The sequence below is a fragment of the Vibrio scophthalmi LMG 19158 genome (assembly GCF_000222585.1).
GTDB lineage: Bacteria > Pseudomonadota > Gammaproteobacteria > Enterobacterales > Vibrionaceae > Vibrio > Vibrio scophthalmi.
The window spans coordinates 1-683 of the sequence record NZ_AFWE01000133.1; the positions used below are offsets into that span (position 1 = coordinate 1).

The 683-nt window shown below is 39.8% G+C and carries 1 protein-coding gene; it reads right to left on the minus strand.

Features of this window, described 5'->3' with window-relative positions; translation table 11 throughout:
• Nucleotides 1-264 precede the first annotated feature (264 nt).
• Nucleotides 265-558: a hypothetical protein gene (locus tag RH88_RS10505; RefSeq protein WP_005595693.1), complete on the minus strand. Its 294-nt coding sequence runs from the start codon at nucleotides 556-558 to the stop codon at nucleotides 265-267.
• Nucleotides 559-683 lie beyond the last annotated feature (125 nt).

A 683-nucleotide genomic window follows, 5' to 3' on the forward strand; every position in this document is an offset into this window, starting at 1 on the left:
GCGTTGAAATTCAGGAGTCACATCCTCATTCTTCATCGCTCAGTCTCGCTCTTCATCATTCGTCTTGTGACTCTTGAAAAGCATCTTGGTAGGAAGGTGATGTGTTTTTTCTTGAAGTGATTGGGACTACTGACCGCGCCAGTTTGATGAAGCGAAGAAATGGCCTTTTGTGGGTGGCTTGGTGCCTCGTTCGCGCACGCGCTCTCTTATCCCTGCGGGGCAATAAAGGCAGCCTAAAAAGCCGCCATATTAAATAATAAGTGATTACACGCCTTTATTATTTGGGGAAAGTGTAAATATAACTGCATTTTCTGAATCGGGGTCATCCGCAATGTTTGTAAAACATTCAGTTGCACTTAAAGAAACAGAACCTCCTTCGTAACGAGCAGTAAAGCCACTACCTTTAATAAATTCAACTTTATGAATAACAACCCCATTATCTTCAACGATTTCATAAGATTTTACGTCACCGACGTTCTTAATCGAAATGCTTGAAATAGAAACCCCTTCAGCAAGTTTTGTCGAGCCAGTTTTAGGATCAAAAGTAAATGATGGCATTTTTGCACTCCATATATTAGTGAGAATATCACTATAAAACATGGGGATTATGTATAAAAAAACAAGAGTAATTGGTTGCTTAGTGTCGCATTACACAATTTATATTAAATGAGCCGTCCGGCTGT